This window comes from Monashia sp. HAY1-11D (genome assembly GCF_056868035.1).
On record NZ_CP200320.1, the window covers coordinates 3,474,902 to 3,500,642 of the forward strand.

Genomic DNA, 25,741 nt, shown 5'->3' on the forward strand with positions numbered 1-25,741 from the left:
CCCGACGAAGGGTCCTGCGCCGATGCTGCCGCGATGACGTTCGAGCACAGCAACCCCACAGAACGGTGAGCACCTCCCGGTTCACGTCTGAAAGGAAACGGCATGGCTTCAACGACGTTACAAAAGGGTCTCAGCGACCGTCAGCTGAGGATGATCGCCATCGGCGGCGTGATCGGAGCGGGCCTGTTCGTCGGCTCGGGCGTGGTCATCGGCAGCACGGGGCCCGGATCGTTCATCGCGTACGCCCTGTGCGGCTTCGTGGTCATCATGGTCATGCGCATGCTGGCCGAGATGGCGGTCGCGAACCCTTCGACAGGCTCGTTCGCGGACTACGCGCGCAACGCCCTCGGCGGTTGGGCCGGGTTCTCGGTCGGATGGCTGTACTGGTACTTCTGGGTGATCATCGTCGGGTTCGAGGCGATCGCGGGCGCGAAGATCGTCCAGTACTGGGTGCCGAACGCCCCGCTGTGGCTGGTCTCGCTGATCCTGCTCAGCGCGATGACCGCCACGAACCTGTTCTCGGTGTCCTCCTTCGGGGAGTTCGAGTTCTGGTTCGCCGGCATCAAGGTGGCGGCCATCATCATCTTCCTGGCTCTCGGTGCGGCGTACGCGTTCGGATTCTGGCCCGGCAAGTCGATGGACTTCTCCAACCTGACGGCTCATGGGGGGTTCCTGCCCCATGGCGCGCTCGGCGTCACCGCCGCGATCGTGACGGTGATCTTCTCGATGACCGGCGCCGAGGTCGCCACCATCGCCGCCGCCGAGTCGAAGGACCCTGAGAGGGCGGTGGCCAAGGCCGCGAACTCGGTGATCATGCGCATCGCGGTCTTCTTCATCGGCTCGATCTTCCTGCTGACCGTCATCCTGCCGTGGAACGACAAGACGGTGGCCGCTTCGCCGTTCGTCGCCGCGTTCACCCAGATGGGGATTCCCTACGCCGACCACATCATGAACGCGGTCGTGCTCACGGCGGTGCTGAGCTGTCTGAACTCCGGGATGTACACCGCCTCCCGCATGCTCTTCGTGCTCGCCGCGCGCCGTGAGGCTCCGCTGCAGCTGGTCAGCGTGACCAGCCGCGGGGTGCCCGCCGTGGCGATCCTGGCGTCGTCCGTCGTCGGCTTCCTGTGCGTCATCGCCGCCGCCGTCTCGCCCGACACGGTCTTCGCCTTCCTGTTGAACTCCAGCGGCGCGATCATCCTGTTCGTCTACTGCCTCATCGGCATCTCGCAGGTGGTGCTGCGGTTCCGCTCAGGGAGCCAGTCGTTGAAGGTGAAGATGTGGCTCTTCCCGTTCCTGTCGATCGGGACGGTCCTGGCGATCGCCGCGATCCTGGCGCAGATGGGCATCAAGGAGGACTCCCGGTCGCAGCTGATCCTCAGCCTGCTGTCGTGGGCCGTCGTCATCGCGTTCTTCTTCGCGAACCGGTGGTTCATCGCCCGTCGTCCCGTGGCCGAGGCACCTGCTCGGACGGTGGCTCCGCACCGGGTCCTCGTGCTGGCCAACGAGACGGCCAACTCCACCGAGCTGCTCGACGAGCTGCGCGGCATCGGCGCCGAGCACGACGCCAGCTACTACGTCGTCGTGCCCGCCAGCCCCGTCGAGACCGGTGTGGCGGCCACGCACGGCCCGCTGGACGTGATGCAGGCGACCCGCGAGGCCGCCACGGCACGGCTCGACCACACCCTGGGGACGCTTCGCTCGGAGGGTCTGGACGCCGACGGCGCGCTGGGGGACTACCGGCCGCTGCGAGCACTGGCGAACGGTGTCGCCACCTTCCGTCCGGACCAGATCGTCATCGCGACCCTGCCGCTCGAGAAGCTCCGTGTGGCACCGCTTCGAGGTCGTCGACCGAGCGCGGGCGGAGTACCCCGAGCTGCCGGTCACCCATGTCGTGGCGGCTCCCGTGCCCGTCGGAGCGACGGTCGCATGACGATCATCGCTGGGTTCAGCTCGAGCAGGCAGGGCAGCGCTCCGCTCAACCTGGCCGCTCAGCTGGCGCGGACGACCGGGCAGAAGATCGTCGCCGCGGCGGTCGTGGAGCGGGGGCCGCGCGCGGGCGCCGACCGGATCGAGGACGAGTACCGGCGCCACCTCGTGTCCCAGGTGACAGCGTCCCTCGAGCGGGTAGTCGAGCAGGCGTGCAGCGACGTCGACATCTGCGTGAAGGTCCACCCGTCGACCTCGACACCCAACGGTCTGATGGAGCTGGTGGGCGAGCACGACGCCGACCTCGTGGTGGTCGGGTCGTCGTCGGCGGGTCTGCTCGGCAGGGTCGACCTGGGTAGTGTGACCGAGCGTCTCGTGCACACCTCGAAGGTGCCGGTCGCGATCGCCCCCCGTGGCTACCCACCGGGTCGCATTCCGATCGGGCGGCTGACGGCGGCCTTCGGCGGCGCCCCGGACGACGGAGGCCTCATCGCGACCAGTGCCCGGCTGGCCGACCGGTGGAAGGTGCGGCTGCGGATCGCATCCTTCACGTCGCGGCCGTTCACCATGTTCGGCGGCTCGATCGAGCGGTCTGCCGAGGACCTGGTCGTCGAGCGATGGAGGCGCAGGACCATGGACGAGGCGGTCAAGCAGCTGGGCGAGGTGCACGACCCTGTCTCGAACGTGGACGTGGTGACCGGGATCGGCACCGAGTGGCGCGAAGCAGTGGAGAACATCCCGTGGAGGCGCGGTGACCTGCTCGTGCTCGGATCCGGGGCGGCCGGCCCGATGGCGCAGGTCTTCCTCGGTTCGGCGGCCGCGAAGATCCTGCGGCACGCACCGGTCCCGGTCATGATCGTCCCGAGGCAGCGCCCCACGCCCTGACCCGTGAACCGGGCCCCCGGAACCCGACGGTGGCCGGTCGCACGCCGATGTCCTGGCGTGCGGCCGGCACGACCGGGGACATCGGCTGCCATGAAGGCGTGGGCCGCCGGGCCGCCCGGCCCTGAAACGAACCGAAGGGGCGTCCGCGTCCCGTGACCGAGGAGCTATCACACGCCATGGCCGAGCACGAGTTGCTGGGGACGCCCGACGAGTCTCGCCTGAGGGTCCGGACCCCACGCGAACACGCGGCGGGTGTCGAGGCGGTGGCGGTGGCCATGGGCCGGGCCCTGGGGGAGATGGGACCCTCGCGCGCCGCCCGGACGCTGCTGCGCCTCAACCAGGTCGACGGGTTCGACTGCATGTCCTGCGCGTGGCCCGACCCGGATCCCGATCATCGCCACACCGCCGAGTTCTGCGAGAACGGCGCCAAGGCCGTGGCCGAGGAGGCGACGACGGCCCGGGTGGGGCCGGAGTTCTTCGCTCGGCACAGCATCGCCGAGCTGGCTGCGCGCCCGGACCACTGGCTGGGCAAGCAGGGGCGGCTGACCCACCCGATGGTGCGCCGTCCGGGTGGCACGCACTACGAGCCGATCGCGTGGGACGAGGCGTTCACGCTGGCCGCGTCGCACCTGAACGGGTTGGGGACGCCGGACGAGGCGGCGTTCTACACGTCCGGGCGCGCCTCGAACGAGGCGGCGTTCGTCTACCAGCTGTTCGTCCGCGCGTTCGGGACCAACAACCTCCCGGACTGCTCGAACATGTGCCACGAGTCGAGCGGCGTGGCGCTCATCGACACGATCGGCATCGGCAAGGGCAGCGTCAGCCTCGAGGACCTGTACCGGGCCGAGCTCATCGTGCTGGCCGGGCAGAACCCGGGCACGAACCATCCGCGGATGCTCTCGGCGCTCGAGACCGCGAAGCGGCGCGGGGCGCGGATCATCAGCATCAACCCGCTGCGCGAAGCGGGCCTGGTCAACTTCCGCAACCCGCAGCACGCCCGCGGCGTCGTGGGCCACGGCACCGACCTGACCGACCTGCACCTGCCGATCCGTCTCGGCGGGGACCAGGCACTCTTCCAGGCGATCGGGTCGCTGCTCGTCGAGTGGGATGCGATCGACCACGCCTTCGTCGACGCCCACACCGACGGGTTCGCCGCGTGGCGGGAACACGTGGCCGACGTCGACTGGGAGCGGGTCGGGCAGGCGACCGGCCTCGAGCGCGACCTGGTCGTCGAGGCGGCCAGGATGGTCGCGAAGCTCCGGCGCCACGGTCTGGTGCTGGGCGATGGGCCTGACCCAGCACCGCAACTCGGTGGCCACCATCAAGGAGGTCGTCAACCTCGCGCTGGCCCGCGGCGACATCGGCAAGCCGGGGGCGGGCCTGTGCCCGGTCCGGGGCCACTCCAACGTGCAGGGCGACCGAACCATGGGCATCTGGGAGAAGCCGCCGGCCTCCTTCCTGGACGCCCTGGCGGCCGAGTTCGGGTTCGAGCCGCCGCGGCGGCACGGCTACGACACCGTGGAGACGATCGAAGCCATGCTCGCCGGCAAGGTCGGGGTCTTCGTCGGGCTCGGCGGCAACTTCCTCCACGCCGCGCCGGACACCGGCGTCACGGCGGAGGCGCTGCGGCGTACGGCGCTGACCGTGCAGGTGTCGACCAAGCTCAACCGCTCCCACCTCGTGACCGGGGAGACCGCCCTCATCCTGCCCACGCTCGGGCGCACCGAGCGCGACGACCGGGAGAGCGGGCCGCAGTTCGTGACGGTCGAGGACTCGATGTCGGTGGTCCACGCCTCGCGTGGCCGCCTGGCACCCGCCGGCGAGCAGCTGCGCTCGGAGGTGGCCATCGTCTGCGGGCTGGCCGAGGCCACCCTGGGCGCGGGGACGAGCCACGCCGACGGCACGAGCATCGACTGGGCGGCGTTGCGGGCTGACTACGGACGGATCCGCGCGCACATCGAGCGCGTCGTCCCGGGCTTCGACGACTACGAGGCCCGGGTCCTGACCAGGACCGGCTTCGTGCTGCCGCACCCGCCGCGCGACCGGCGCGCGTTCGACACCCCGTCGGGCCGGGCCCAGTTCACGACGTCGGACCTCGACCTGCTCGAGGTGCCGGCGGGCCACCTCGTGCTGCAGACGATGCGCAGCCACGACCAGTTCAACACCACGATCTACGGCCTGTCCGACCGCTACCGCGGCATCGAGGGCGGGCGTCAGGTGGTCCTGCTCAACCGTCGCGACATCGAGGCCCACGGGTTGCGGGCGGGCGACCACGTCGACATCGTGGCGCACTGGGCCGGCGACGACGTCGACCGCCGCGTCCGCAACTTCCGGGTCGTCGAGTACGACACCCCGCGGGGGTCCGCCGCGGCGTACTACCCCGAGACCAACCCGCTGGTGCCGCTCGCGTCCGTCGCCGAGCACAGCAACACGCCCACGTCCAAGTCCGTCGTCGTCAGGCTCGAGCCCAGCACCGCACCTGGGTGACGGAGCCGAGGCAGCGGCCGTCCGGGCCCGGTCCGCCGGTCGGCCACCGAGCTGGACGCGCCCGACGGCTCGCCTAGCTCGGTGGCAGGAACGGTGCGACCAGCCGGGCCCGCTTCGCCGGCTTGCCGGTCCGCTCCTCGTAGGCGTCGGACGCGTCGAGCGTCTTGGCGATGAGCCTCGAGGCGATGAACCGGATGGGCTCGGGTTCCCAGTTGCGGGTGTGGTGCCCGACCCACGGCAGCGTGGTCAGGTCCGTGCTGTCGCCCAGGATCAGGTCGCGCATGGTGCGGCCGGAGATGTTGGCGGCCGTGACGCCGTGGCCACCGAAGGCACCGACGAACCCGAGTCCCGTCGTGCGGTCGAACGTCGTCCGCATGCACCAGTCGCGCGGGACCGCCAGGGGCCCGCCCCAGTGGTGGGTGATGCGAGCCTGCGACACCGCCGGGAACGCCTCGCGCAGGGTCTCGGTGAGCCTCTGGAAGACCCCGGCGTCGCGCTCGTTCTCGGGGGAGATGGGGTTGGTCAGCCGGTACGGCGCCCCTCGGCCGCCCAGGGCGACCCGGCCGTCGACCGTGCGCTGGGCGTAGAAGTACAGGTGCCTCACGTCCGAGACCCCGAGACCGTCCCGCCAACCGAGGTCGTCCCAGGTCTGCTGGGGGAGGGGTTCGGTGGCGATCATCAGGGAGTAGAGGGGCAGGAACCTGCGTCGCTGTCCGCGCTCGCGGATCGTGTAGGACTCCGTGGCCCGAACCACGACATCGGCCAGCACTCGTCCGTTCCGGCACTGGACCACCTTGGGGCCCAAGCGTTCCGCTGCACTCTGCTCGTAGATCGTCACCCCGAGGCGCTCGCAGGCATCGGCCAGTCCGCGGGCCAGCCGGGCGGGGTCGACGCGCGCGCAGTGCGGCGTGAACGACCCGGCGAGGACGCCTTCCGCCCCCCGGACGAGCTCGGCGCACTCCTCGGGCGTCAGCATCCGGTAGTCCTCGGTCCCGAGCCCGAAGCGGTGCTTCGCCTCGGCCCTGGCGCGCAGACGCTGCACCTGCGGATCGGTCGTCGCGAGGTTCAGCGCCCCCTCCTTCCGGTAGCCGCAGTCGATGCCTTCGGCCGCCACGACGCGGCCGATCTCGTCGACCCCGTGCTGGGTCTCGCGCTCGGCCCGCAGGACGTTGTCCCACCCGTGGTCGCGGGCGTAGCGTGCGCCGCTGCCGGCGATCCCGGCGGACACGAAGCCGCCGTTGCGACCGGCAGCGCCGAACCCCGCGATCTCGGCCTCGACGACCGTGACCCGCAGGGACGGGTCGGCCTTCTTGAGGTAGTACGCCGTCCACAGGCCGGCGAACCCCGCTCCGACGATCGCGACGTCGCAGGTGTGGTCACCGGACAGCTGCTGTCGCGGGGTCAGGTCCTGGACCACCCCGTCGAGCCACAGGCTCCTCGACCAGCGGTTGTCGGCCGCCGGGGGGAGAGCGGCCGCATCAACGGGCCCGTTCTTCGACATGAGCTGCGCACCTCCGCTTACCGACTGTCGTCTGTCGACAGTCATTCTGGCGGCCTCGGCGGAAGTCGGGACATTCATCTCACGGAAAGGAACGGCGCACGCGGCCGAGCGGGGCCTGCCGGGCAAGCCGGCTGGCGCGGCCGGGCCGGAGCCGTGAAGTCAGGCCGCCACTCGAGGGAAGGTTGGAGCGACGGCCTGACCTCAGCCGCCTCGTGGGGGACCGAGGCCTCGACGCGCAGGCTGGGGTCACGCGCGGCGGTGACTAGAGCGTGGCAGCAGGTCGGGTGCCGGCTCAGCGGTTCGCGTGAAGTCGGCCCTCGACCGGCCTCACGATTCGGTGACGGGCAGCCGCTGACGCCGGCCCGTTCCCCGGCGGGCCTACAGGAGCCTTGGGCTCATGGGGCGTCGTCGGGCTCGTCACCGGCTGCCGCCGCGCGGCGTCGGTCCTCCTCGGCGTCCGCGCTGCCGACGGGCACCCCGTCGTCCGTCTCGGCGTCCGTGCTGCCCGCGACGCCCGTCAGGCCGTCGGTTGCGTCCTCGCCGTCATCCGCATCGCCGTCGCCGGCGGCGCGCTCACGGTCCGCCTCGACGTCCGCGCGGCCGACGGGCACGCCCTGGTCGGTCTGCTGCTCGTCGCCGCGGTCGTCGAAGGCGCCGGATGCCGCCGCAGCGCCTGCGACGGGAATGCCGCCGCTGCCGGAGGTGCCAGCTGGGTTGGTCATGTGTCCTCCTCGCGTGGTGCTCCCTGTCCCCGGCTGCATACCCGCCGGCGAGGCGCGTGACCCATGAAGAGACCTACGGGCGCCACCTCCGTGGCCCGGTGCCTCCGGCAGGTCTCGAGCGCCGGTTCAGCGGACCGGTGCGTGCCGCGTCCACGCGGGGACGTCCTCGACGTGGCTGACGACCCACGAGATGGTGCCGAGCGGGTCCTCGATGCGGCCCCATGTTGCCCGAGGGCGCTGTCGGCGAGCTCGGTGACCACGAGGCACGCGCAGCGGCAGCCCCGGCGAAGGCGACGTCGGCGTCGGGGACGAACACGCGCAGCAGGCCCGGCATCACCGGCCACTCCGGCCTGCGGTCGAAGGCCGGGACGACGGTGTCGCCGGCGGTGATCTCACCGTGGCCGATCGAGCCGTCCTCGGTCACGACGCGGGCGTGCACCTCGCCGTCGAGCACCTGCGTGACGACGTCGACGAAGGCTCCGGTGTCATCGGTGACGAGGTGCCCGTGCCCGTACAGGTCCCGCTCCGCGCCCGCCCTCACCCGTTCTCCGCTCCGCGGGTCGACCAGGGGCCCCGGGGCCCGGAAAACCGGAGGCGGACCGTCGGTGGTCGTCGGTAGCGTTTGGTGACTGTGACGATGACGAGGCTGGGGTACGACGAGGCGCGTGGCACGGGGCAGGGCGCGTCCTCTCGCCGCTCCGGCGTGCCCGCGGACCGCGTCCCCGTCGACTGGCGCCGGATCCGTCGCCCGCTCACGGTCGTGTGCTTCTCGATGTCGTTGCTCGGTGCCGTCGCGGCGTCCCTCGGCTCGATGGTCGCCGGCCGGCTCGCCGAGCACGCCACCTCGACGCTGGTGATGCTGCTCGCCCTGTGCGTCGTCGGCGGTGCCGTCATCGACACGGTCGCCAAGATGATCTGGGCGACGGTCTGCGACCGGGCGGAGGGCCGGCTGCGGGCCGACCTGCTCGACGCCGCGATGGCCCAGCCGCTGTCCGAGCTGTCCGAGCAGGCCGTCGGGGAGGTGCTCGACCGCATCGACGACGACACGTGGGAGGTCGGCCAGCTGATGCGCTGGGGCGTGTGGCAGGCCGTGCGCACGCTCCTCGCGTCGGGGCCGCTGTGGGTGGTCGCGAGCCTCGCGTGGTGGCCCGCCGCCGTCCTCTTCCCGCTGACCGGGTTCGCGACCTACTGGGTGGTCCGCAGACTCCTGCCGCAGGTCGCCGAGCGCAAGGTCGTCGAGGAAGCCGCGTGGACCGACCACGCGGCGTCCACCGAGGAGGGCGTCGCCGCCCGCGACGACCTGCGCACGGCGCTCGGCCAGGCGCACGTGCTGCGCCGCAACGCCCGGATGGCCGCCCGCGTCCACGCGGCGCTGGACCGGGTGCTCGAGGTCGAGGCCCGGATCACGCGACGCAGCGGAGGGCTCCTGCACGGCGCGCTGGCCGCCGTCGCCGTCGTCGGCGCCGCCCTGGTGCTCGCCGGCGACCTGTCGACCGCGCGGCTGGTCACCCTCTTCCTCGTCACGACGATGTTCGTCGGCGGCGTCGACATGCTGGCACGCCACCTGCCGGACCTGCAGGAGGGCTTCGGTGCGGTCCTTCGGCTGCGGGCCATGCTCGACTCCCCGGCCGAGCCGACCGGTGGGCTGCCGCTGCGCGACGGGCCCCTCGACGTCGAGTTCCGCGACCTCGAGTTCACCTACGGCACAGGCACCTTCGCACTGCGCGAGGTCAACCTCGTCGTTCCCGCCGGCCACACCTGCGCCCTCGTCGGACGCACCGGCTCCGGCAAGTCCACGCTGGCCTCGCTCCTGTCCCGGGCGGTCGAGCCGCCGCCGGGCACCGTGCTGCTCGGTGGTACCGACGTGCGCGACCTCGACCTGCAACAGCTGCGGGCGGCGGTCGGCGTGGTCACCCAGCGCACCGAGGTGCTCGCCGGAACCCTCGCCGAGAACATGACGCTCTTCGGCGCCGTTCCGCGAGCGCGGGTCGAGGCCGCGGTCGCCGAGCTCGGTCTCACCGAGTGGGTGGCCGGCCTGCCCGACGGGCTCGACACGATGCTCGGTCCGGGCGGCACCACCCTCTCGGCGGGGGAGGAGCAGCTGGTCGCGTTCGCCCGGCTGCTCGTGCGCGACGTGCGTGTCGTCGTGCTCGACGAGGCCACCGCCCGGATGGATCCCGTCACCGAGGCGCGGGTGGTCCGGGCCGCCGACCGGCTCATCTCCGGGCGTACCGGCATCCTCGTCGCCCACCGCCTCTCGACGACCGAGCGCGCCGAGCAGGTGGCCGTGCTCGAGTCCGGTCGCGTCGTGCAGCAGGGTCCGCGCGGCCGGCTGGCCGCCGTCGACGGTCCGTTCCGCCGGTTGCTCGAGGCAGCGGCCCACGAGGTGGCCGTGGAGCAGCACCACCACGAGGACGCCGCGATCGGCTCGGTGCGCCGCAGCACCACCCCGCCGCCGCCCCCGGTCCTCGCGCCCACCCCGAGCCTGGCGCGCCAGGTGTTCCACACCGTCCGCATCCAGCCGCAGTGGGGCCTGCTCGGCGCCGCGCTGTTCCTGCTGGCCTCGCTGACGGGCGCGTTCGGCGCCGTCACCGGCTGGATCTGGGGCCTCGTCGTGACCGACCTGGAGGCCGGGCAGAACCCCGGACCGCTCACCGCGGCCCTCGTCGTCTCGCTCGTGACCGGTCCGATCGTCCTGTCCCAGGCCTTCCGCACCTACCCCCACTGGTGGGTGGAGGTGCGCCTGCGGGTCCGCGCCGCGGTGCTGGCCGGACAGACCGCACAACGACGCCTGGTCCGCACCCCGCCCGGCGAGGTCGTGGCCCGCACGATGGACGCCGACCGCCTGGCGCGCTACACCGACCGGTGGGTCGACTTCGTCAACGGCCTCGTCGTCGCCTCGATGACGGCCCTCATCGCGGGCACCTGGCTCGCGGGCGCGGTCCTGCTCGTCGTGATGGTGACCTCGGCGCTGGCCTCCACGCTCGGACGGCCGGTGGCGGGGCGCTCGGCCGCGGCTGCCTCGACGGCGCGGGCCAGCTTCGGGCGGTCGCTGGTGTCGGCCCTCGAGTCGATCCGCACGGTCAAGCTCGCCGCCGCGACCCCACAGGTCCACGCGCACCTGCGTCGCGTGGACGGCGGCCGGGTGGACGCGGCCGTGCGCGAACACCGTGTCCAGGCCCTGCTCGACGGCGTGCCGATCGTCATGGTCCAGTGCGGCGTCGTGGCCGCCTGGGCCGGCTTCCTCCACGGCACGTGGCCGCTCGCCATCACCCTGCTCGTCGCAAACGCGGTCAGCGGCTTCGACTGGTTCGGCCGTGTCGCCGGCTCGGTCGTCACCGAGGCGCCGGGCGTGCGGGCGTGGATGAACGCCACGAGCCGGCTCGCGGGCGGCGGTGACCTCATGGAGGTGCCGCCGGGCATGGACCTCGTCCACGGCACCGCCGACGACCCGCAGGCCGGCGCTCGGGAACCCCTGCGAACCCTCAGCCTCCGCGGCCTGACGGCCGTCCACGACGACGGCACCATCGGTGTCCAGGACGTCGACCTGACGGTCCACGCGGGGAGCTCGTGCTCCTGCTCGGCCAGGTCGGCTCCGGCAAGTCCAGCCTGCTCTCCTCGCTGGCCGGGCTGACGCACCACACCGGTCAGGTGCTGTGGAACGGCCGGGCGCTGACGGAGCCCGAGGTCGAGCTCCGGCCGGGTCGCGTCTCCCACATCGCCCAGGTGCCGCGCGTGCTGTCGGGCACCTTCACCGGCAACGTCGCCCTGGACCACGCGGGCCGGCAGGTCGAGCCGGCCCTGGCCACCGCCCGGATGGAGCGCGACGTCGCCGAGGCGGGCGGACCCGACGCGCTGGTCGGCCACCGTGGGGTCCGGCTCTCCGGCGGGCAGGTCCAGCGGCTCGCCCTGGCCCGCGCGCTCGCCTGCGAGGCCGACCTGCTGCTGGCCGACGACGTGTCCTCGGCGCTCGATGCGGCCACCGAGATCGAGCTGTGGGCCGCGCTTCGCTCGGGCGGGGCGACCGTCATCGGCGCCACGAGCAAGGCAGCCGCGCTGGCGCAGGCCGACCGCGTCGTCGTGCTCGACGGGGGTCGCGTCGTCGAGACCGCACCCTGGCGCGAGCTCTCCCCGCGGTGGGGCCACCTCGCCGGGTGACCACCTGCTCGAGCGGCCGCACGTCCCGCGGTGGCACGCCGGCACCGACTCCGGGCCGGAAGGGCGGCTGGGGGGCGGGCCGGCTCATACTTGCCTCGTGCCACTGGAGCATCTGCAGCCGGATCGCGAACGGGCGGAGTCGTTCGGGTCGGGCGCCGAGGCGTACGACCGGTTTCGCCCGGGCTACCCTGCGGCACTGTTCGACGACCTGCTCGCCCACCCCGTCCGCTCCGCCCTGGACGTCGGCTGCGGGACCGGCAAGGTGGCCGTCGAGCTGGCACGTCGTGGGGTCGCGACGCTCGGCGTCGACCCCGACCCGCGGATGGCTGCCGTGGCCCGGGCGCACGGTGTCGACGTCGAGGTCGACCGGTTCGAGAGCTGGGACGACGCCGGGCGCCGCTTCGAGCTCATCACCTGCGGGCACGCCTGGCACTGGGTGGATCCCGCCACAGGTCCCGACAAGGCCGCCCGGCTGCTCGAGCCGGGCGGCCGGATCGCCAGGTTCTGGAACTACCACGCCGTGCCGGCGGACGTGCTCGCGGAGCTCGAGGCCGTCTACGCCGACATCGCCCCCGGGCTCACCGTCATCGGGCGCGACCCGAGCACCGCCGCCGACGCCCCGGACCCGTTCGCCGTGCACGGTGACTTCACGGTCTCGCGCCCGCGGACCTACCGGTGGCACCGGCGCCTGACAGGCGCCCAGTGGGCAGGTCTCGTCGGTACCTTCGGCGACCATCGACGCCTCGGACCGGAACACCTGGGGCGCCTGACCTCCGCCCTCGCCGACGTCATCGGGCGACACGGCGGCACGGTGACCGTGGCGCGCGGCACGTACGTGCTCCTTGCCCGACGCCGCTGAGGACCGACGCCGCTGAGGTGGGCCCCCGGACCCGCATGCCCCACCTCGTGCGCGGGACGCGTCCTACCGGGAGGATGCCGGTCATGCCGACCTCAGCGTTTCCCGAACCGTCCTCGACACCCGACCTGCGCGCCCTGCTGCTGCAGTACCTGGACTACTACCGGGCCGTGATCGCCAGCAAGCTTGACGGGCTGGCGCCTGATGACCTCCAGCGGGCGACGGTGCCGTCCGGCTGGACGCCCGCTGGACTGGTCAACCACCTCGCCAACGTCGAGCGGCGTTGGATCCGTTGGGGATTCATGGCCGAAGAGCTCACGGACCCCTGGGCCGACAGCGAAGGGACCGGATGGGTGTCACCCGACCTGCCGGCCGACCGGCTCACCGCCCTGCTCGCGGCGGCCGGGCGCCGCACCCGAGCCGTCGTCGAGGCCCATGACCTGGCCGAGCCCGCGCGGGTCGGAGGTCGGTTCACCGTCGCCTCCTCGGCCCCACAGCTGCAGTGGATCCTGCTGCACCTCATCCAGGAGTATGCGCGGCACGCCGGCCACCTGGACATCGCACGGGAGCTGATCGACGGTGCCACCGGCGAGGCGCCCGAGTAGCCGGTGCACCCTGGGCTCGGCGCCTGCTCTCGGCGCCGCGAGGAAGGAGCGTGGTGGCAGTCGCTCGGGGGACCGACCACCACCACGCCGACCCTTACATCGGCGCCGCCACCGGCGTCGTTACGCCCCCGGCGCCGGCCGCCGACGCCGAGGTGAAACCCGCAGGTTCCCAAAGACTCGGCGGACGGAGCCGCGTTGTACCTTGGGGATACGACAACCGGTCAGGTCGGCTCGTGTGGTGGGGGTCGCCACCGGGCCCCCACCTTCGACAGTGAGGGTCTCCCGCCGGCGAAACGTGCTGGAGGTTCCATGTCCGTCACGCGCCCGATCCCGCCGAGCGCCCGCGTCGCTCCCTTCACGAACCCGGTCGAGGTCCCGAGCGCCCCGTCGGGGCCGTCGGACACGCTGCAGACGCTGCTCGCCGCCGTCGCCGCGGTCGAGCCCAGGTTCCGGCACGTCGCCGTCGCCCACCTGCACCTCGACCAGGACCAACCGCTGGCCGCGTCGAGCCGGCTCGCCTCGAGGATGGCTCGGGAGCAGCTGAGCGTCCACGGGGGCGCGCTGTACGAGGCGGTGCGCACCGGTCTGCCCGTCATCGTCGCCGCTGCCGATCGCGCCGACCGCTTCCCCGAGGTCCTCGCGGCCGCGACGGTGCTCGGGGTCCGCACCCAGCTGGCCGTGCCGCTGCTGCAGGGTGGTCAGGCCGTCGGCGCGCTGAGCGTGTGCACGACGGTCGACACGGAGGTCGACCTGTCGATGCTGGAGCTCGCGGAGGCCCTGGCCGCACAGGCCGCGCTCGTGGTGGAGCAGCACCGGCTCGTCGCGGACCTCACCGTCGCCGTGGCGAGCCGGGAACGCATCGGCCAGGCCTGCGGCATCCTCATGAGCCGGTTCGTCCTGACGGCCGACGAGGCGTTCGCGGCGCTGAGCCGCGCCTCGCAGAACCGCAACGTCAAGGTGCGGGACCTGGCTGCGGAGGTCGTCCGGACCGGGACGCTGCCCGAGCTGGACTGAGCCCGTCGTCCCGGGCGACCCGGGGGCGCGGCGGACCGTACTGACGTACCGGCCTGCAGCCGGTCCTGGGATCGTCCGCCCCGCCGGCTCCCTCCACGGCGCCGCCGGGGCGGACGGCAGCCTCGTACCCACGAGGCGGGCCGGGCTATCGCCGAGGGACGACCCACGTATCGGGTCAGGGCAGGTGCGGCACGCCCTCGGGCTCGCCGGCAGCGTCCGAGAGCGCGTCGAGGGCGGCGGACAGTGACCGACGCGTCGGCTCGTCCAGCCGCGCGAGCAGTGCGCGGAAGCGCTGCCTGCGGTGCTCCATGACCGCATCGAGGGTGCGCCGGCCGGCGGCGGTCGTCGCGAGCACCACCTGCCTGCGGTCCCGCGGGCTCGGGGCGCGACGCACGAGCCCCGCCGCCACGAGGCGGTCGACGAGGCGGCTTGCCGAGGACGCGTGGACCTCGAGGGCTGCGGCGAGCTCGGTCGTCGACGTTGCGCGTCCGCTCGCGACCAGGACGAGACCGCGCAGCTGGGGGAGCGTCAGAGACCCCTCGCCGGCTTCGGGGAGCGAGCTGGTGACGACGGCCGTGACGACGCGCGAGGCCCGCAGCAGGGACTCGACGTCCGAGGTGCGCGGCTGAGGGTACGAATCCGGTGTCGTCGCCACGTGAACAGCGTAGGCGACTCTTGCATTGCTGCAACTGTTGCAGTTATACACGTAAGAGAGCGATCGAGGAGGACGCATGGACCAGTCGTCGCCATCACCGGCGCCAGCGGGGGCATCGGCAGAGCCACCGCCCGCGAGTTCGCCCGCCGCGGAAGCGATGTCGCGCTCATCGCCCGCGGGACCCGAGGGCTCGAGGCGGCGGCCGAGGAGGTCCGGGCGCACGGGCGGCGGGCCCTCGTCGTGCCGGTCGACGTCGCCGACGCCGACGCCGTGGAGGCCGCGGTCGCCCGGATCGAGCGCGAGCTCGGACCGATCTCCGTCTGGGTCAACGACGCCTTCACGTCGGTGTTCGCGCGCTTCGAGGACATCGCGCCCGAGGAGTTCAAGCGGGTCACCGAGGTCAGCTACCTCGGGTTCGTCTACGCGACCCGTGCGGTCCTCGCCCGGATGCGCGAGCGAGACGCCGGCACCATCGTGCAGGTCGGGTCGGCGCTCGCCTACCGGGGCATCCCGCTCCAGACCGCCTACTGCGGCGCCAAGCACGCGATCCAGGGCTTCCACGAGGCGCTGCGGGTCGAGCTGCTCCACGAGAAGAGCAACGTCCACGTGACGATGGTCCAGATGCCGGCCCTCAACACGCCGCAGTTCTCGTGGGTCCTGTCGCGCCTGCCCCGCAAGGCGCAGCCGGTGCCGCCCATCTACCAGCCCGAGGTCGCGGCACGGGCGATCGTCTACGCGTCCGAGCACCCGCGCCGACGGGAGTACTGGGTCGGGGCCACGACGGCCGCGACGCTCCTGGCCAACGCCGTGGCCCCGGGGCTGCTCGACCGGTACCTCGCCCGCACCGGCTTCGACTCGCAGCAGACGAGCGAGCCCCGTCCCGAGGACCAGCCCGCCAACCTCTGGGAGCCCGCGGACGGTGACGGCGGCCGCGACTTCGGTGCGCACGGGGCCTTCGACAGCCGGTCGAAGTCGACGAGCAGGCAGCAGTGGCTGGCGCACCGGTACCCGCAGCTGGCAGGTGTCGCCGGCGTCGCGGCGGCGGGCCTCGCGGCGGCGCTGGCGGGGCGACGGCGATGAGCTCACGGCGCCGGGCCCGACTGGCCGGGGTCACCGGGATCGTTTGGGGTGCAATGTTGTTCACCTACCCTGAGACGGTCTGGCAACGGATGCTGGGTCGCGCCTGCGACGCGGACGAGCAGCTGGTGACCCAGCTCCTCGGCTTGCGGCACGTCGTCCAGGGGCTCGCGCTGGTGGCCGCACCGGGAGCGGTGCGTGGCCCTGCCGTCGCCACCGACCTGACCCACGGTCTGTCGATGGTCGCCCTCGCCGGCTGGCGACCCCGCTACGCGCGCCCCGCCCTCACCTCCACCGCCGTGGCACTGGCGGCAGCCGTGCTCACCGGCATCCGCCGGGAACGGACATGACGGATCGAGCGGCCTCCACCTCGGCGGCGACGAGCACCTCGACGGGCCAGCCGTTCCACGTCCTGCGCGACTACTCCTTCGTGGCGGACGGCCACCGGGGCGCCCTCATCGGGCCACGCGGTGACGTCGCGTGGCTGTGCGTACCGCGCTGGGACTCGCCGGCGGCCTTCGCCACCCTCATCGGGGGCCGGGGCGGCTACACGGTCACCCCGGTCGACCCGTACGTGTGGGGCGGCGCGTACGAGCCCGGCAGCCTCGTCTGGCGCAGCCACTGGGTGACGAACACCACGACGGTCGAGTGTCGGGAGGCCCTCGCCGTCCCGGCCGACCCGCATCGCGCGGTGCTGCTGCGACGGGTCGAGATGCCGGAGGACGACGGGGCGCGCGTGGCCGTCTCCCTCGACCTGCGCCCGGACTTCGGGCGCAGAGCCGCGGACGTGCGACGCGACGAGGCCGGTCACTGGCTCCTCGACGCCGGAGACGTGCGGGCCCGGTGGAGCGGCGTGCCCGAGGCGACCGTGGACTCCGACGGCGTCCTGCGGGCCGAGCTCTACCTCGGCCGGGGCGCGCACCGCGACCTCGTCCTCGAGGTGTCGGACCACCCGCTCGGTGACCCCGTGGACCCCGATGCCGCCTGGCGCCTGACCGAACAGTGGTGGCACGAGCAGGTGCCCGACTTCGAGGACGTCGTCGGCCGGCGTGACGCCCGCGTGGCGTACGCGGTCCTGCGCGGCCTCACGGCTCCGGGCGGCGGGATGGTCGCCGCGCCGACGCTCGGGCTGCCCGAGCGCGCGGAGGCCGGACGCAACTACGACTACCGCTACGTCTGGCTGCGCGACCAGGCCTACGCCGGCCTCGCCGTCTCGGTGCGCGAACCGCTCCCGCTGCTGTCGGAGTTCGTCGACGTGACGACGGCCCGCGTCCTCGAGCACGGTGGTGACCTCGCGCCGGCGTACTCGGTGACCGGGGCCCTGCCTCCGCACGAGAGCACGCTGGACCTGCCGGCGTATCCGGGTGGGGCCGACGTCGTGGGCAACTGGGTCCGGGGACAGTTCCAGCTCGACACGCCCGGTGAGATCCTCCAGCTCTACGCCGCCGCTGCGCGTCACGACCTCCTGACGGCCGACGACGCGCGCGCCGCCGACCTGCTCGTCGACGTCATCGCCCGTCGCTGGCAGGAGCCGGACGCCGGGATCTGGGAGCTCGACCCCGACTGGTGGACCCACTCCCGGCTGGCCTGCGTCGGCGGGCTGCGTCGCACCGCGGAGCAGCTGTCCGGTCCGGTCGCCGACCGGGCCGACCACCTCGCCGACGTGATCCTCGCCGAGACGAGCCGACGGTGCCTCTCGCCCGAGGGCGTGTGGCAGCGCCGACCCGGGCGGCACGAGCTCGACGCGTCGCTGCTGCTTCCCGGCGTCCGCGGCGCCCTGTCGCCGCAGGACCCCCGCACCCTCGCGACGATCGCCGCCCTCGAGAAGGACCTGTCCGCCGACGGCTACCTCTACCGCAACCGGCCCGACGACCGGCCCCTCGGGCAGGCCGAGGGTGCCTTCCTCCTCTGCGGCTTCGCGATGAGCCTCGCCCACTGGGGTGCGGGCCACGACGTCGAGGCCTTCCGGTGGTTCGAGCGCCAGCGCGCCGCCGCCGGGCCGGCGGGACTGTTCGCCGAGGAGTTCGACGTCGAGCAGCAGCAGCTGCGCGGCAACCTGCCCCAGGGCTTCGTCCACGCCCTCCTGCTCGAGTGCGCCCAGCGTCTCGGCGGCGAGCCCGACACCGACACGGGCAGCGGCACCTGAGAGGCGCGCCCGGAAGGAGAGGAGATCGCGATGACCCTGACGGAGAACCTTGCGCCGGCCCCGACGTCGGAGGCCCGGCTCGTCACGGCTCTGCGCTCCCGGGTACGCGGCGAGGTCCGCCCCGACCTGGCGAGCCGGGGAGCCTACGCCGTCGACTCCTCCAACTACCGGTACGTCCCCACGGTGGTCGTCAACCCGCTCGACCCCGACGACGCGGAGGCGGCCGTGGCGGTCTGCCGGGAGCACGACGCGTCGATCGTCTCCCGCGGCGGTGGGACCAGCCTGGCGGGCCAGACCACCGGGCCGGGCGTGGTCCTCGACTGGTCGCGCCACTGCACCCGGGTGGAGTCGGTCGACGTCGCCCGACGCCGCTGCGTCGTCCAGCCGGGCATCGCGCTCGACGACCTCAACCGCGAGCTCTCGCGGTACGGCCTGATGTTCGGGCCCAAGCCGTCGACGCACCGCACCTGCACCATCGGCGGGATGATCGGCAACAACTCGTGCGGCTCGACGGCGCAGGCCTACGGCAAGACCGTCGACAACGTCGCCCGGCTCGAGGTGCTCACGTTCGACGGTGAGCGGATGTGGGTGGGGCCGACGAGCGAGGAGGAGTACGCCGCAGCCCTCGACGCCGGCGGCCGGCGCGGCGAGATCCACCGGGCGCTGCGCGGCCTGCGCGACGAGAACCTGGAGCTCCTGCGCACCCGCTACCCGAAGATCCCGCGCCGGGTCTCGGGCTACAACCTCGACTCCCTGCTGCCCGAGGACCACTTCGACCTCGCCAGGGCGCTCGTCGGTTCCGAGGGCACCCTCGTCACCGTGCTGCGCGCGGAGCTCGTGCTCGTCGAGGTGCCCAAGGCCACGGCGATGGTCGTCCTCGGGTTCCCCGACATCGCCGACGCCGGAGACGCCGTCCCGCAGGTCGTCGCGCACGAGCCCTGGCTGCTCGAGGGGCTCGACGACGTGCTCATCAACCTCGAGCGCGAGACGGCCCTGGCCGGTGACGCCGTCGACGACCTGCCCAGGGGCCGCGGCTGGCTCGTCGTCCAGTTCGCGGCCGACACCAGGCAGGAGGCGGACGAGCGCGCCAAGGGGCTCGTGCACGACGTCGAGCGCAACGAGCACCCCCCGACGACCCGCTTCTACGACGACTCGAGCCACATCGAGGAGCTGGTCCGGGTCCGCGAGGCGGGGCTCGGCGCCACCGCCCACCCGTCGGCACGGCACGACACGTGGCCCGGTTGGGAGGACTCGGCCGTGCCGCCCGACCGGCTCGGGGACTACCTTCGCGACCTGCGCCGGCTCTTCGACGAGTACGGCTACCGCGAGGACGAGACGTCGATCTACGGACACTTCGGCCAGGGCTGCGTCCACTGCAGCATCCCCTTCGAGCTGCGCACGGCCGACGGAATCGCGAACTACCACGAGTTCACCTCTCGGGCAGCGAGGCTCGTGGTGCGGTACGGCGGGTCGCTGTCCGGCGAGCACGGTGACGGACAGGCGCGCGGCGACCTGCTGCGGATCATGTTCGGCGACGAGGTCGTCGGTCTCTTCGAGGAGGTCAAGGACCTGTTCGACCCGGACAACCGGATGAACCCGGGCAAGGTCGTGCGCCCGAACCCGCGCGACACCCACCTGCGGCTCGGCACCGACTACGCGCACCCGGAGCCCCGCACCGAGTTCGGCTTCCCGCACGACGACGGCCGCTTCTCCCGGGCCGTCCTGCGGTGCGCCGGCATCGGCAGCTGCCGCAGCTCCTCGAGCGAGAACCAGGTGATGTGCCCGTCGTACATGGTGACCCGCGACGAGGTGCACTCGACGCGCGGCCGGTCCCGGCTGCTCTTCGAGATGATGCGCGGCGACGCGATCACCGACGGCTGGCGGTCCACGGAGGTGCGCGACGCGCTCGACCTCTGCCTGGCGTGCAAGGGCTGCAAGTCCGACTGCCCGGTCGGCGTCGACATGGCGACGTACAAGGTGGAGTTCCTCTCCCACCACTACCGGCACCGCGTCCGACCCGCGGCGCACTACTCGATGGGCTGGCTCCCGCTGACGGCGAGGGCGGCGGCACGTGCCCCGCGCGCGGTGAACCGGTTGACGCAGTCCCGCCTCACCGCGCCGGTGCTCAAGCGCCTCGGTGGCATCGCGCCCGAACGCCGTCTGCCGGCCTTCGCCGAGGAGCCGTTCACGGCGTCCGAGCCGGGGCGGTCGCGGATGCTGGGCCCGAGCCCGACCGGCGACGCACCGGGTCGCGCGGGCGGCCGGGGCCGCGTCGTCCTCTGGCCGGACACCTTCTCCAACTACTTCCACCCCGCCGTCCTGGGCTCGGCGGTCCAGGTGCTCGAGGACGCCGGCTTCACGGTCGCGCTCCCACCCGAACCGGTCTGCTGCGGTCTGACGTGGATCTCGACCGGGCAGCTGCGCACGGCCAAGCGCATGCTGCGGCACACCGTGTCGGTGCTGCGCGACGAGCTGCGCGCCGGGACCCCGGTCGTCGGCCTCGAGCCGTCGTGCACCGCGGTGTTCCGGTCCGACGGCCCGGAGCTGCTCACCGGCGACGAGGACGTCCGACGCCTGGCGCACCAGACGATGACGCTCGCCGAGCTCCTGCGCACCCGCGCACCGGACTGGACGCCGCCGCGGGTCGACGTCGAGGCCATCGTCCAGACGCACTGCCACCAGCACGCCGTCATGGGAACGGCGCCCGACGACGAGCTGCTCGAGGCCGCCGGGGTCCGTGCCGACCGGCTCGGCTCCGGCTGCTGCGGCCTCGCCGGCAACTTCGGCTTCGAGCGCGGGCACTACGAGGTGTCCGTCGGGGCGGGCGAGCGGGTGCTCCTACCGCGGGTACGGGACGCGGACGCGTCGACGGTGGTGCTCGCCGACGGTTTCTCCTGCCGCACCCAGGTGGAGCAGGAGACCGGGCGCCACGCCGTGCACCTCGCCGAGCTGCTCGCCCGCGGCCTGGACGACCGCCCGCCGCACGACGGCGCGCACCCCGACCGGCACGACCATCCCCGATCCGAGGAGAACTGAGATGACGACCATGACCGTCGGTGACCACGTCCTCGAGCGACTGCGCGAGTGGGGCGTCGAGCAGGTGTTCGGCTACGCCGGTGACGGCATCAACGGCCTGCTCGCCGCGTGGGAGCGCGCCGAGGACCAGCCCCGCTTCATCCAGGCCCGGCACGAGGAGATGGCCGCCTTCGAGGCCGTCGGCTACGCCAAGATGAGCGGACGCGTCGGCGTCTGCACGGCCACGAGCGGCCCGGGCGCCATCCACCTGCTCAACGGCCTCTACGACGCCAAGCTCGACCACGTCCCGGTCGTCGCGATCGTCGGCCAGACGGCCCGTTCGGCCATGGGCGGCAGCTACCAGCAGGAGGTCGACCTGCTCAGCCTCTTCAAGGACGTCGCCAACGAGTACTGCCAGATGGTGACGGTGCCCGAGCAGCTGCCCAACGTCCTCGACCGCGCGATCCGCATCGCCGCCTCCCGGCGCACTGTGACCGCCGTCATCATCCCGAGCGACGTGCAGGAGCTCGAGTACGCACCGCCGCAGCACGCCTTCAAGATGGTGCCCTCCAGCCTCGACCAGACCTTCGCCCTGCCGGTGCCCGGTGACGCGGACCTGCAGCGGGCGGCCGAGGTGCTCAACGCGGGGGAGAGGGTCGCGATGCTCGTCGGGCAGGGGGCCCGGGCCGCGGTCGCAGAGGTCACCGAGGTCGCCGACGCGCTCGGGGCGGGAGTGGCCAAGGCGCTGCTCGGCAAGGACGTGCTCTCCGACGAGCTGCCGTGGGTGACCGGCTCCATCGGGCTGCTCGGGACGCGTCCGTCCTACGAGCTGATGACCGACTCCGACACGCTGCTCGTCGTGGGCTCGAACTTCCCGTACACCCAGTTCCTGCCGGGTTTCGAGGAGGGCAGGCCCGCGGTGCGCGCGGTGCAGGTCGACGCCGACCCCACCATGGTTGGCCTGCGCTACCCCTTCGAGGTCAACCTCGTCGGCGATGCGGCACGGACGCTCCGTGCGCTGCTGCCGCTGCTGACCCGCAAGACCGACCGCGGCTGGCGCGAGACCGTGGAGTCGAACGTGCAGCGGTGGTGGGAGGTGATGGCGGCCCGCGGCCGGGTCGAGGCGGACCCGATCAACCCCGAGCACGTCTTCGAGGAGCTGTCGCCGCTGCTGCCGGAGGACTCGATCATCACGGCCGACTCCGGGTCGGGCACCAACTGGTACGCCCGTCACATCAGGATGCGCGGCACGATGCGCGGCACCCTGTCGGGCACCCTGGCGACGATGGGGTGCGGCGTGCCGTACGCCATCGGCGCGAAGTTCGCGCACCCCGACCGTCCGGTCCTCGCGACCGTCGGCGACGGCGCGATGCAGATGAACGGCATGGGCGAGCTCGTCACCATCGCCAAGTACTGGGAGGACTGGGCCGACCCCCGGCTCGTCGTCATGGTCCTGCAGAACGGTGACCTCAACCAGGTCACGTGGGAGCTGCGCGCCATGGGCGGCTCGCCGCAGTTCCTGCCCTCGCAGCACCTGCCCGTCGTCGACTTCGCCGGGTTCGCCCGCAGCCTCGGCCTCGAGGGCATCCACGTCGACGACCCTGCCGACGTCGCGGCGTCGTGGCAGCGAGCGCTGGCCTGCGACCGGCCGTGCGTCATCGTCTTCGAGACTGACCCGGCGGTGCCGCCGATCCCGCCGCACGCGACGTGGGACCAGCTGAAGAAGGCGGCCGAGTCGGTGCTGCGCGGCGACCCCGACCGGGCCGACGTCGTCAAGGAGGGGATCCGCAGCAAGCTCGCCGAGGTGCTCCCCGGCCACGAGGGGTGACCCGGGCATGCCCGACGGGGAGCGCTCCCGGGACCGCTCCGGCGCCGCCTCGGTCGAGGCGGTCCGGGCCACCGCGTTCACCGTGCCGACCGACGGTCCCGAGGCCGACGGCACCATCGCCTGGGACTCGACGACGTGCGTCGTCGTCGAGGTCGACGCCGACGGCGTGACGGGGACCGGCTGGACCTACGGCGCGGCGTCGCTGGCCGACCTCGTGCGCGGTGTCCTCGGGCCGGTCGTCCGGGGCGGCGATGCCCTCGCGGTCGCCGACCGCTGGCGCGACCAGGTCCGGGCGCTGCGCAACGTCGGCGCCCGCAGCGGTGGGGCCATGGCGCTCTCGGCGGTCGACACGGCCCTGTGGGACCTGCGGGCCCGCCTGCTCGGCCTGCCCCTGCACCGCCTCCTCGGGTCGGGGCGCGACACCGTACCCGTCTACGGCTCAGGCGGGTTCACCACCTACACCGAGGAGCGGACCGTCGAGCAGCTGACCGGTTGGGCGGCCCGCGGTGCGCGCTGGGTCAAGCTGAAGATCGGCGAGTCCCGGGGCACGTGCGTCGACCGGGACCTCGCCCGCACCGCCCGGGTGACCGAGGCGGTGGGACCGGAGGTCGAGGTGTTCGTCGACGCCAACGGCGCGTACTCGGTCGGCCAGGCGGTGCGCGTCGGGCAGCAGCTCGACGCGCTCGGGGTCACGTGGTTCGAGGAACCGGTGAGCAGCGACGACCTGTCGGGCCTGCGCACGGTGCGCGAGCGGGTCCGCGCGGACGTCGCCGCGGGGGAGTACGCCGACTCGCTCGACGCCGTGCGCGCGCTCTGCGTGGCCTGCTCGGTCGACTGCCTGCAGCTCGACGTCACCCGGGTCGGCGGCATCACGGCGCTCTACCGCGCGGCCGCCGTCGCCCAGGCCCACTACCTCGAGGTGTCCGCGCACTGCGCCCCGCACCTCAGCGCGTCGGCGTTCTCGGCCGTCCCGGGCCTGCGCCACCTCGAGTACTTCCATGACCACGTGCGGGTCGAGAGCCGGCTCCTCGACGGTGTGCCCGACCTCGTCGACGGTGGCCTGCCGCTGCGCGACGACCTGCCCGGTCACGGCCTGCGACTGCACGCGGACGCCTCCCGTTGGGCGGTGGACCGACGCGGCTGAGCGTCCGGGCGGCAGTGGTCGGCACGCCGACCGGCGAGCGGGCGCGGCGTCGACGGCGCAGGACGCCTCACCCGCCCGCGCGCGAGATGGTGAACGCGGTGAGGAAGCCGAGCGTCGCGAGCAGCCCTGCGTAGAGGTGGGTCTGCTCGAAGGCCTCGGGGATCATCGTGTCGGCGATCATGGCGAGGATCGCGCCCGCTGCGGTGGCGGTGATGACGGCGACCACCTCCGGGGAGGCACCCTGCAGCAGCAGGCAGCCGAGCAGGCCGGCGAGCCCGCTGACCACCGCTATCCCGACCCACACGCCGAAGACGTACGCGGCGGGCCGTCCGGCACGCTTCATGCCCGCCGCGCTCGACAGTCCCTCGGGCACGTTGGAGATGAAGATCGCGGCGAGCACGGCGACGCCGACGCCGTTGCCGGACAGCAGGGACAGGCCGAGGACCACCGACTCGGGGACGCCGTCGAGCAGGGCCCCGACCGCGATGGCCGCACCGCTGCCCTGCTGCTCGGACTCCGAGGGCTGTTGGTCCCCGGAACGCTTGCGGTGCCGGGCACCCCGGCGCGCGAGCGCGATGTTGGCGGCCACGTAGACGAGCGAGCCGCCCAGCGCACCGACGAGCGTGGGCAGCAGGCCTCCGGTCGACTCCGCCTCGTCGATGAGGTCGAAGGCGAGGGCCGAGATGAGGACGCCGGCGCCGAACGCCATGACGCCCGCGACGACGCGGCGTGGCACGGAGACCCGCCACGCCACCGCCGCACCGACGACGAGCGCCGCACCCGCGAGCAGCCCCCAGAGACCGGCCTGGACCCAGATCGGCACGCCGTCACTCCCTCGCCCCGGCGGCGACCACCCGGACCACGGGGGCCGCTCTCCGTGCGGTCTCCCGGGGTCCGGTCACGGCCGGCGCCACGAGGGGCCGGCGTCGTCGTGGCCGTGGGCGCTCATGAGCATCAGGCCACCGTCGACGGCGTACGACGACCCGGTGACGTACGAGGCTCGCGGCGAGGCGAGGAAGGCGATCACGGAGGCCACCTCATTGACGTGGCCCGGTCGCCCGAGCGGGTTGCCGGGTCGGTCGGTCCGGTACGCGGCCTGCTCGTCCTGCCCGGTCATCTCGGTGGCGATCTCGCCGGGCGCGACGGCGTTGACCGTGATGCCGTGCTCGGCCAGCTCGAGGGCGAGGACCTTCGTCAGCATCCCCAGACCGGCCTTCGCCGCGCAGTAGGCGGCGGAGCCGACGCGTGGCACGTGCTCGTGGACGCTCGTGACGTTGACGATGCGTCCCCCCTGTCCCGCCGCGACCATGCGACGAGCGGCCTGCCTCGAGCAGAGGAACGGCCCGGTGAGGTCCGTGCCCACGACGCCGTTCCACGTCTCGAGGTCGAGGTCGAGGGCGGGGGTCGAGTGGCCGGTGCCGGCCACGTTGACGAGCACGCCGATGCCGCCCAGCGCGTCGGCGAGCCGGTCGACGACGGACCCGGCGTCGGGCGATGAGGCGTCGAACCTCTCGATGGCACAACGTTGCCCGCGTTGCCGGATGTCGTCGGCCGTTCGTTCTGCGCCCTCGGAGTCCTCGTGCATGGTGATGCCGACGTCGAACCCCTCGTCGGCGAGCAGCAGGGCGGTGGCGCGCCCGATGCCGGAGTCGGCTCCGGTCACGACGGCGATGCGGGTCAACGTTCCGCTCATGGTGGTGGCTCCTTCGATCGAGGACATCC

18 protein-coding genes and 1 pseudogene are annotated in these 25,741 nt (G+C 73.1%); 13 read left to right on the top strand and 6 right to left on the bottom strand.

The window, feature by feature from the left end; translation table 11 throughout:
- Nucleotides 1–102 precede the first annotated feature (102 nt).
- Both AC1VM9_RS16085 and AC1VM9_RS16090 read left to right on the top strand, forming a co-directional pair.
- On the top strand, nucleotides 103–2,811 hold the full coding sequence (locus AC1VM9_RS16085) for an amino acid permease (protein WP_483123344.1): 2,709 nt from the start codon (nucleotides 103–105) through the stop codon (nucleotides 2,809–2,811).
- Between the two features lie 176 nt (nucleotides 2,812–2,987).
- Nucleotides 2,988–5,298 (top strand): annotated as a pseudogene (locus AC1VM9_RS16090) (FdhF/YdeP family oxidoreductase).
- 73 nt (nucleotides 5,299–5,371) lie between these two features.
- On the opposite strand, the gene AC1VM9_RS16095 reads toward AC1VM9_RS16090, so the two are convergent.
- The 3 genes from AC1VM9_RS16095 to AC1VM9_RS16105 all read right to left on the bottom strand — a co-directional run bounded on the left by AC1VM9_RS16095 (nucleotide 5,372) and on the right by AC1VM9_RS16105 (nucleotide 8,062).
- Nucleotides 5,372–6,799 (bottom strand): NAD(P)/FAD-dependent oxidoreductase, encoded by a 1,428-nt coding sequence (locus AC1VM9_RS16095; RefSeq protein ID WP_481345183.1) that lies wholly within the window; start codon nucleotides 6,797–6,799, stop codon nucleotides 5,372–5,374.
- 395 nt (nucleotides 6,800–7,194) lie between these two features.
- Nucleotides 7,195–7,521 (bottom strand): hypothetical protein, encoded by a 327-nt coding sequence (locus AC1VM9_RS16100; RefSeq protein ID WP_481338844.1) that lies wholly within the window; start codon nucleotides 7,519–7,521, stop codon nucleotides 7,195–7,197.
- A gap of 73 nt (nucleotides 7,522–7,594) precedes the next feature.
- Nucleotides 7,595–8,062, bottom strand: a complete 468-nt coding sequence (locus AC1VM9_RS16105) for a VOC family protein (RefSeq protein ID WP_481345184.1) — start codon at nucleotides 8,060–8,062, stop codon at nucleotides 7,595–7,597.
- Between the two features lie 96 nt (nucleotides 8,063–8,158).
- Here AC1VM9_RS16105 and AC1VM9_RS16110 point away from each other — a divergent pair, with 96 nt between their 5' ends.
- The 5 genes from AC1VM9_RS16110 to AC1VM9_RS16130 all read left to right on the top strand — a co-directional run bounded on the left by AC1VM9_RS16110 (nucleotide 8,159) and on the right by AC1VM9_RS16130 (nucleotide 14,154).
- Complete coding sequence (locus AC1VM9_RS16110) at nucleotides 8,159–11,155, top strand: ATP-binding cassette domain-containing protein (RefSeq protein ID WP_483123347.1); 2,997 nt, start codon at nucleotides 8,159–8,161, stop codon at nucleotides 11,153–11,155.
- Nucleotides 11,092–11,679 (top strand): ATP-binding cassette domain-containing protein, encoded by a 588-nt coding sequence (locus AC1VM9_RS16115; protein ID WP_483123349.1) that lies wholly within the window; start codon nucleotides 11,092–11,094, stop codon nucleotides 11,677–11,679. Before AC1VM9_RS16110 ends, AC1VM9_RS16115 begins: the two co-directional genes overlap by 64 nt.
- 97 nt (nucleotides 11,680–11,776) lie before the next feature.
- On the top strand, nucleotides 11,777–12,538 hold the full coding sequence (locus tag AC1VM9_RS16120; protein WP_481338842.1) for a class I SAM-dependent methyltransferase: 762 nt from the start codon (nucleotides 11,777–11,779) through the stop codon (nucleotides 12,536–12,538).
- An 83-nt stretch (nucleotides 12,539–12,621) separates the two neighbouring features.
- On the top strand, nucleotides 12,622–13,140 hold the full coding sequence (locus tag AC1VM9_RS16125) for a DinB family protein (protein ID WP_483123351.1): 519 nt from the start codon (nucleotides 12,622–12,624) through the stop codon (nucleotides 13,138–13,140).
- Between the two features lie 309 nt (nucleotides 13,141–13,449).
- Nucleotides 13,450–14,154 carry a GAF and ANTAR domain-containing protein gene (locus AC1VM9_RS16130; protein WP_483123353.1) on the top strand — a complete coding sequence of 235 codons (705 nt, stop codon included), beginning with the start codon at nucleotides 13,450–13,452 and terminating at the stop codon, nucleotides 14,152–14,154.
- A gap of 175 nt (nucleotides 14,155–14,329) precedes the next feature.
- On the opposite strand, the gene AC1VM9_RS16135 is transcribed toward AC1VM9_RS16130, so the two are convergent.
- Nucleotides 14,330–14,809, bottom strand: coding sequence for a MarR family winged helix-turn-helix transcriptional regulator (locus AC1VM9_RS16135; RefSeq protein ID WP_481338836.1), 480 nt, complete (start codon nucleotides 14,807–14,809; stop codon nucleotides 14,330–14,332).
- Between the two features lie 45 nt (nucleotides 14,810–14,854).
- Here AC1VM9_RS16135 and AC1VM9_RS16140 point away from each other — a divergent pair, with 45 nt between their 5' ends.
- Genes AC1VM9_RS16140 through AC1VM9_RS16165 form a run of 6 tightly spaced genes read left to right on the top strand, consistent with a single transcriptional unit; the run spans nucleotide 14,855 to nucleotide 24,019 of the window.
- Nucleotides 14,855–15,889 (top strand): SDR family oxidoreductase, encoded by a 1,035-nt coding sequence (locus tag AC1VM9_RS16140; RefSeq protein WP_483124037.1) that lies wholly within the window; start codon nucleotides 14,855–14,857, stop codon nucleotides 15,887–15,889.
- 56 nt (nucleotides 15,890–15,945) lie between these two features.
- Entirely contained in the window at nucleotides 15,946–16,236 is a 291-nt protein-coding gene (locus tag AC1VM9_RS16145) for a hypothetical protein (protein WP_481345189.1), read from the top strand.
- Nucleotides 16,233–18,032, top strand: coding sequence for a glycoside hydrolase family 15 protein (locus AC1VM9_RS16150; RefSeq protein WP_481338830.1), 1,800 nt, complete (start codon nucleotides 16,233–16,235; stop codon nucleotides 18,030–18,032). The genes AC1VM9_RS16145 and AC1VM9_RS16150 overlap by 4 nt, the downstream gene beginning before the upstream one ends.
- Nucleotides 18,033–18,062: 30 nt before the next feature.
- A complete protein-coding gene (locus AC1VM9_RS16155) occupies nucleotides 18,063–21,068 on the top strand; it encodes an FAD-binding and (Fe-S)-binding domain-containing protein (RefSeq protein WP_483123356.1) in 3,006 nt (1,001 codons plus the stop codon).
- Between the two features lies 1 nt (nucleotide 21,069).
- Nucleotides 21,070–22,875, top strand: coding sequence for a thiamine pyrophosphate-requiring protein (locus tag AC1VM9_RS16160; protein WP_483123358.1), 1,806 nt, complete (start codon nucleotides 21,070–21,072; stop codon nucleotides 22,873–22,875).
- 7 nt (nucleotides 22,876–22,882) lie between these two features.
- A complete protein-coding gene (locus tag AC1VM9_RS16165; protein ID WP_483123360.1) occupies nucleotides 22,883–24,019 on the top strand; it encodes an enolase C-terminal domain-like protein in 1,137 nt (378 codons plus the stop codon).
- Between the two features lie 67 nt (nucleotides 24,020–24,086).
- Here AC1VM9_RS16165 and AC1VM9_RS16170 read toward each other — a convergent pair whose 3' ends face one another.
- Nucleotides 24,087–24,842, bottom strand: coding sequence for a ZIP family metal transporter (locus AC1VM9_RS16170; protein WP_481338822.1), 756 nt, complete (start codon nucleotides 24,840–24,842; stop codon nucleotides 24,087–24,089).
- A 75-nt stretch (nucleotides 24,843–24,917) separates the two neighbouring features.
- A complete protein-coding gene (locus AC1VM9_RS16175; protein WP_483123362.1) occupies nucleotides 24,918–25,712 on the bottom strand; it encodes an SDR family oxidoreductase in 795 nt (264 codons plus the stop codon).
- Nucleotides 25,713–25,741: the final 29 nt, after the last annotated feature.